The 5660-nt window shown below is 37.8% G+C and carries 8 protein-coding genes and 1 pseudogene; all 9 read left to right on the top strand.

Going from position 1 to position 5660, the window contains the following annotated elements; all coding sequences use genetic code 11:
- A partial coding sequence (locus ACMGDE_RS19790; RefSeq protein ID WP_436834573.1) for a hypothetical protein occupies positions 1–216 on the top strand: 216 nt, incomplete at its 5' end.
- A 611-nt stretch (positions 217–827) separates the two neighbouring features.
- Entirely contained in the window at positions 828–1400 is a 573-nt protein-coding gene (locus tag ACMGDE_RS19795) for a hypothetical protein (protein ID WP_436834574.1), read from the top strand.
- A gap of 143 nt (positions 1401–1543) precedes the next feature.
- On the top strand, positions 1544–2197 hold the full coding sequence (locus tag ACMGDE_RS19800; RefSeq protein ID WP_436834575.1) for a hypothetical protein: 654 nt from the start codon (positions 1544–1546) through the stop codon (positions 2195–2197).
- A gap of 4 nt (positions 2198–2201) precedes the next feature.
- Positions 2202–2909, top strand: coding sequence for a hypothetical protein (locus ACMGDE_RS19805; RefSeq protein WP_436834576.1), 708 nt, complete (start codon positions 2202–2204; stop codon positions 2907–2909).
- 23 nt (positions 2910–2932) lie between these two features.
- Positions 2933–3700 (top strand): RHS repeat-associated core domain-containing protein, encoded by a 768-nt coding sequence (locus ACMGDE_RS19810; protein ID WP_436834580.1) that lies wholly within the window; start codon positions 2933–2935, stop codon positions 3698–3700.
- 6 nt (positions 3701–3706) lie between these two features.
- A complete protein-coding gene (locus ACMGDE_RS19815) occupies positions 3707–4147 on the top strand; it encodes a hypothetical protein (RefSeq protein ID WP_436834577.1) in 441 nt (146 codons plus the stop codon).
- 27 nt (positions 4148–4174) lie between these two features.
- Positions 4175–4327: pseudogene (locus ACMGDE_RS19820) on the top strand (RHS repeat-associated core domain-containing protein); the annotation flags it as partial.
- 288 nt (positions 4328–4615) lie between these two features.
- Positions 4616–4897, top strand: a complete 282-nt coding sequence (locus tag ACMGDE_RS19825; protein WP_436834578.1) for an HNH/ENDO VII family nuclease — start codon at positions 4616–4618, stop codon at positions 4895–4897.
- 6 nt (positions 4898–4903) lie between these two features.
- Entirely contained in the window at positions 4904–5413 is a 510-nt protein-coding gene (locus ACMGDE_RS19830) for an SMI1/KNR4 family protein (RefSeq protein WP_436834579.1), read from the top strand.
- Positions 5414–5660: the final 247 nt, after the last annotated feature.

The following is a 5660-nucleotide window of genomic DNA, read 5'->3' on the forward strand; positions in this document are numbered from 1 at the left end:
AATATCATCATGCTGGAGAGATTTCCAGAATTAAGTCAATTATCGTTAGCCCGGTTCAAGGTAGATACAAATCTGTATCGATTTCGGATTTCACGCATCGATAAAGATAAACGTACAAAGAAGCAACTCTTTTGGCACTTGAACTATGGCCTTGTGAAATATATTACAGAAGAAGGTGAGGTTTGGAGGCGGGTGAATGTGGAAGGCTATAAATGAAAGGTTTGTTTTTAGCACGACGGGGAGGTATAAAGTTGTTAACGGAAAAATAGTGGGAGATGAATGGTTTGAATAATCCAATGAAATTAGTTATGGCTTGGCTATTATTGTCTATCGGCATGACGTTATTACTTGCTCTCATTGCGGGAATAAGTACATCAGATGGGGCCTAATGGCCATTGGTTATTGTTGCTAAAGCAATTATTATTATCCTGTTTGGCGGATTAATACTTAGCTTGGCGTTCCCCTTTATTTACCCGAAGTGGAGTAAAAATACTGGTATGCTATAGCCGCGATGGTTTTCTTATTTGGGGCACCTCTTTATATTTATTTTAGCTGAAAGTGAGAGCTGCTGCTTTTCGAGTTCTTTGGTTTTATGGAACAGATTAGAAATTGTTAGGCGGGCAGTTTTCGACTAAAAGTGATAAAGTGTCATCCAAAAACAATTGGTTTTATGGCAGTTCGAGATATGGAAAAATAGAGGGTGCTGAATGGGGGCAAGAACGCGAAAATCATAAAGGTGGTTTAGGAGGACACAGCGCGGGGACCTGGCTGAACGATTTGATAGATTATTGGAGAAATTTGGGAATCACAGTTAATGTAATTGACTAATGAAAAACACGGTATGTATAATGGTACTGATTCCGCTCTTATTCGGTTCATGTCAGCGGAATGTGTATTTCAATGACTTTGAGAAATCATTATTGGATGTATATAATGAGGGTGATACGCTCATTTTTGAATCAGATAAAGGAGTTCTTGACACTTCTTACATTTTACGGAAAGACATTGGTTATGCAGATTGGAATCCTTTTGCACATAGCGGCAGATACAAAATACTAATAGGGACTATTTATTATGGTTCAAGTAAAAAGCTATTTCAAGGAAATATGTACCCCTATAAAATATTGAATATTGGAAAGAATCACCCTGATAGTAGCTATGTGTCAATTTCATACGATAGTATTCATTCAAGTTGGAATTTTGAAGAGTTTTCACTTGATTCATTGGAATCGTATAAAATCGGAGATGGTTTATACAGGTTTAAAATATCAAGGAAGGAAAAAGATTCAACCATCGAAACACAGTTGTTCTTTGATTTGAAATATGGTGTTGTAAAATACATTACTGCTGATGATGAAGTTTGGAGGCGAGTAAACATAGATGAGGATTTCAGTCCATAAATACGAATATGACTATGGCGCAAGGTTCTATGATCCGGTGATCGGCAGGTAGGGAAGCGTCGATCCGCTGGCGGAGAAAGACAGAGGTGGTTCCTTATAATTATGCTAGAAACAATCCGGTAAGATTTATAGACCCTGACGGGATGGAATGGGCTGATCCAGAAAAAGATCAGAAAATAGCAGACAGATTGCAGAAGGGAATCCAAAATAGACTCGCAAGTGAGAATAGAAATTTACAAAGAGCGAATAATGCTGTAGCAAAATTGGAATCTAAAATAGCTAAAAACGGCTCAACTGAGAAATTAGAGACTAAGTTGCAAAATGCAAAAGACAAAGTAACTGCTAGTAACGAGATAATCGGTGACCTGAATAACTCATCTTCTGAATTAACCTTAATGGGAAGTAAAGAGGTATCTCAGAAGTTTACTTTTAATGAATTGGCCGAAGGGTCTTCATTGGGTTTCGCGTATACTAAAGATGGGATTATCACTATGGATATTGTAAGTGACGCTAATGCTATTCATGAGGCTGTACACGGATACCAAATTTATAAGTCGGGAGGAATAAAGCAATCGGAACGACTTGACGTAGAAGTGCCAGCGTATCAAAGACAGTTCTCTTTTGATGCGCGCTCTGTTACTGGGCTGTCATCTGATTGGGGAGGAGTAAGAGGCCGAAGTGATATAAGTAAGAATTGGGTGATGGGGTTAAGAGACGGTAATGGGACCTATCCCTATATGCCAGCATTCGATCGCAAAAGTATGAGAGCGTTGATAGAAAAAATTAAAGAACAATAATAAGATGAAACCTTATTTGACTGTAGCAATAGCGCTATTATTCTCATGTTGTTCCTCACAGTCCAACATTGTCGGCAAATATATGAATTCAAAATTTGGAAGTATCGAGTTTCGTCCTGATTCAACGTATTATTACGAAAGTGGGAGTCATTCTTTATTCGTACGTTCCGAAGGAATATGGGATAGTAATGATAAGGGTGGTGTGTTAATATTTAGCGATATAAGAAGTACATACATTCCATTGGAAATAGAGGTACAGAAGATGAATAGCAGTTTGAGTTATAGTGAGATAGATGTAAGTGTAAAATTGAAATCAGGAAATCTTGCTGATTATCAGTGTGCGATTTTTGTCAATGATAATCTCCATTTAATCAAAAGATGTGATTCACTGGCATTAGTTAAATTTTCTGAACCTATACGTAGTATCTATTTTAAAATCCTCAAAACGCCTCAATTATCAAACACTTCAGCAATCTCGCCACCTTTAGTAACAGACGTATACAGAGCAGAAGCGGATTTGGAAAGTAAGCTAAAATTCAAGGTTTATGTCGATGATTCAAAATTCTTTTATCGATCGTTTGATGGATACCGTATAAAATTAAGTAGGAAAAATTTATATTTTTTTGATTTGGATAATCAACGATGGAAGAAACTAAAAAAAGTTTCTGACCATATAGATATTTTCTCGAGCTTTGGAAAAACACTAAGATAAAGGGAATACTCATACGGGATGGGCTGAAGCAGTACGACTACGGGGCACGGTTCTATGACCCGGTGATTGCCCGCTTTGGTACGCAGGACAGGTTTGCGGAAAAATACTATGACATGTCTCCGTATCAATATGCTGCGTTAAACCCGATACGTTTTATTGACATTAATGGAGATTCAATATCAGTGAATCTTGTCCAAGGAGGAGGCAAAAACGGTAGAGATCTTTATCAAATACATGTATCTGGGAAAATTGTCGACAATACTTCCAAAGGTTTATCGAATAAGCAGCTAAATAGAATATCCAAACAGATTAGCAAGCAGATTGAAAAGTCATTTAGTGGAAAGGATAAAAAGATTGAATTTAAAACAACAACTGATATTTCAGTTGCGGATGCCAATCACAACCCATTATCCGCAAGTGATCATGCTTTCAGAATAGTGGACGACGTGGCAACAACAACCGGACGTACTGATCCGCCGGGAGCCAATATCGAAGGTTTCGGACCTGTTGGTCAAAATGTAGTGTATATCGAAAAAGGGGGGAATTATTCACGTACGGGAGCCCATGAATTAGGACATAGTGCTGTATTGGGACATCCGAAAAATGAAATCAACCCATTAACTGGCAGTGTTTATACCACTAATGATTTTCAGGGGAATTTAATGCATCAATCACAAGATCTTAATTCATCTGGTCAGCCTGTAGCTGGAAATAAAATACTGCCGTGGCAAATACAGAAAATGTATAGAATGTATCAAGTCGGGGCCATGAATCGTGGGCGACAAAATTGAATCGATATGAGAAAAATAATTTTAGCAATATTGACTTCCTTTCAAATCATAATCTTAGGTGCTTGTGTAGGTGCTAAATATAAGAATAATAGAGAATTTATTTTTTCAATTGTGTTTGCCGATTGTTTCCATAATGACACGGTAAGTACGTCAATTAACGGCGTTTTATTAATAGATAGCGTGATACTCAATTCTGATTTTTCAACAGGATTAACGAAGACATGGATTTCGAGTATAAGCAAAACCCACGATGTTGTAGTAACGGTCAACGGAGTTCAAAAAAATGTTGAGATGTTTGTTGATAAATCGTTGAATTTATCAATAAGCAAAAACGGGCAAATATTTGATTTTAATTTGAGTCTAAAAAATGGAAAATATATAGTTGTGGAAGGATGTGGCTCGAAAATCGAGGTAAACCAATTTAAAAACAAACTGATTTTTGAGTAAGTTGGAATGTGAGGCATACAGAACTTTTACGACTACGGCGCACGGTTCTATGACCCGGTGATCGGGCGGTGGGGAAGCGTGGATCCGCTGGCGGAGAAGATGAGGAGATACTCTCCTTACAGTTATGCGTTCGATAACCCGATCAGGTTTGTAGATCCGGACGGAATGGCTCCTTTTGATCCCCCGACTAAAAAGCAGATAAAGGTAGCAGGCGCTGTAACAGTTGGAGGTATAGTCGGAGGATCTCTTGTTCTTGGAGGAAGTGTTGCCGCTGCTGGCACAGGTACTGTAATTGGGGCTCCAATTGGTTGGGCAGTTGGGGGAGGTATTGTTCTTGGAGGGTTGGTTGGAGGAGGAATAGTTGCTATACATGATTATTTTTTTGGAGAAGAAAGTAATAGCGTATCATCTAGTAGTGAAGCGTCTTCAAGTGTAAACAATGAAACATCCCAAGGAGTTTAAGTTGAAGTGGATGATGAAAATAAAATAGATAGAGACTTATTAGATGCTCCAACTAAACCGGGAAATGCTCCAACCTTTAAAAAAGATGGTACTTCTGTAGAAATTCACCATGATGGACAGAAGGCTCAAGGCCCATTTAAGGAAATGCATAGGGACGACCATAGAACAGGTGAAAACTATAAAAAGAATCATCCTGATGAGCAGAAACCACTAACAAAGGAGGAACGGAAAGACTTTGATAAAGCTCGCAGAGAATATTGGAAGAAGGAGTATCCTAAAAATCAATGATAAGTTATGGAAGATATTATAGAGGAAAGCAAGAATGTGCTGAATGAGTTGTACCGGTTCTCTAGCAGTATAATTCATCTTGGAACTTCTGTAAAAGATGATAGACTGGAGTTGTTTGAGAAAGAAATTGGTTATACTCTGCCAAAAGACTTTAAATATATTCTTAGTAAGCATAATGGGATTTCTTTGTTAGGAACAGAAGTGTTGGGAATTGATTTGTCTTTTAAGGGCGGGTCTTTAGATGAGGTGTATAAGTTTGAACATTTCAATGTAGAGCATAAGATGCCATTGGAGTTTTTGCCCTTTTCACCTGATGGAAGAGGAAATCATTATTGTCTTAATCTAGCTAAGATAGATGGAAGAGGTGTATGCCCGGTCGTGTTTTGGCAGTGGGATTATAACTACACGGGAGTAGAGGAAGTTGAAGAGAGTAACGAGTCTTTTTTGGAATGGATAAACGAAGTGATGATAGAATGGAAACTAGAAGATTATGATTACGATGGAAATGAAAAATAACATATAACAAATAAACAACGGGGCCCGGCATGTCCGGGCTTTATTGTTTATAGGGAAGCGATACTTTTGAGCTTTGCTGCCTTTATGAAAGCATCAATGGTGGCAAAGACAGAAGATGAATAATTTGACTAATCAAATGAAATTAGTTGAGGCTTAGTTATGCGTTCAAGTTGAGAGTGTAACTTAAACTGTGTCACTGGATAACCGGATAAAAAATAATAAATTCGAATATCCAAGTGACATGTTA

It is taken from the genome of Parapedobacter brassicae, assembly GCF_051400755.1.
Lineage (GTDB): Bacteria > Bacteroidota > Bacteroidia > Sphingobacteriales > Sphingobacteriaceae > Parapedobacter.

What these genes read in the sequence shown, in the direction of transcription:
- ACMGDE_RS19795 (WP_436834574.1), top strand. Translation starts at nt 828, where the DNA reads ATGAAAAACACGGTATGTATAATGGTACTGATTCCGCTCTTATTCGGT.
- ACMGDE_RS19805 (WP_436834576.1), top strand. Translation starts at nt 2,202, where the DNA reads ATGAAACCTTATTTGACTGTAGCAATAGCGCTATTATTCTCATGTTGT.
- ACMGDE_RS19830 (WP_436834579.1), top strand. Translation starts at nt 4,904, where the DNA reads ATGGAAGATATTATAGAGGAAAGCAAGAATGTGCTGAATGAGTTGTAC.
- ACMGDE_RS19800 (WP_436834575.1), top strand. Translation starts at nt 1,544, where the DNA reads ATGGAATGGGCTGATCCAGAAAAAGATCAGAAAATAGCAGACAGATTG.
- ACMGDE_RS19815 (WP_436834577.1), top strand. Translation starts at nt 3,707, where the DNA reads ATGAGAAAAATAATTTTAGCAATATTGACTTCCTTTCAAATCATAATC.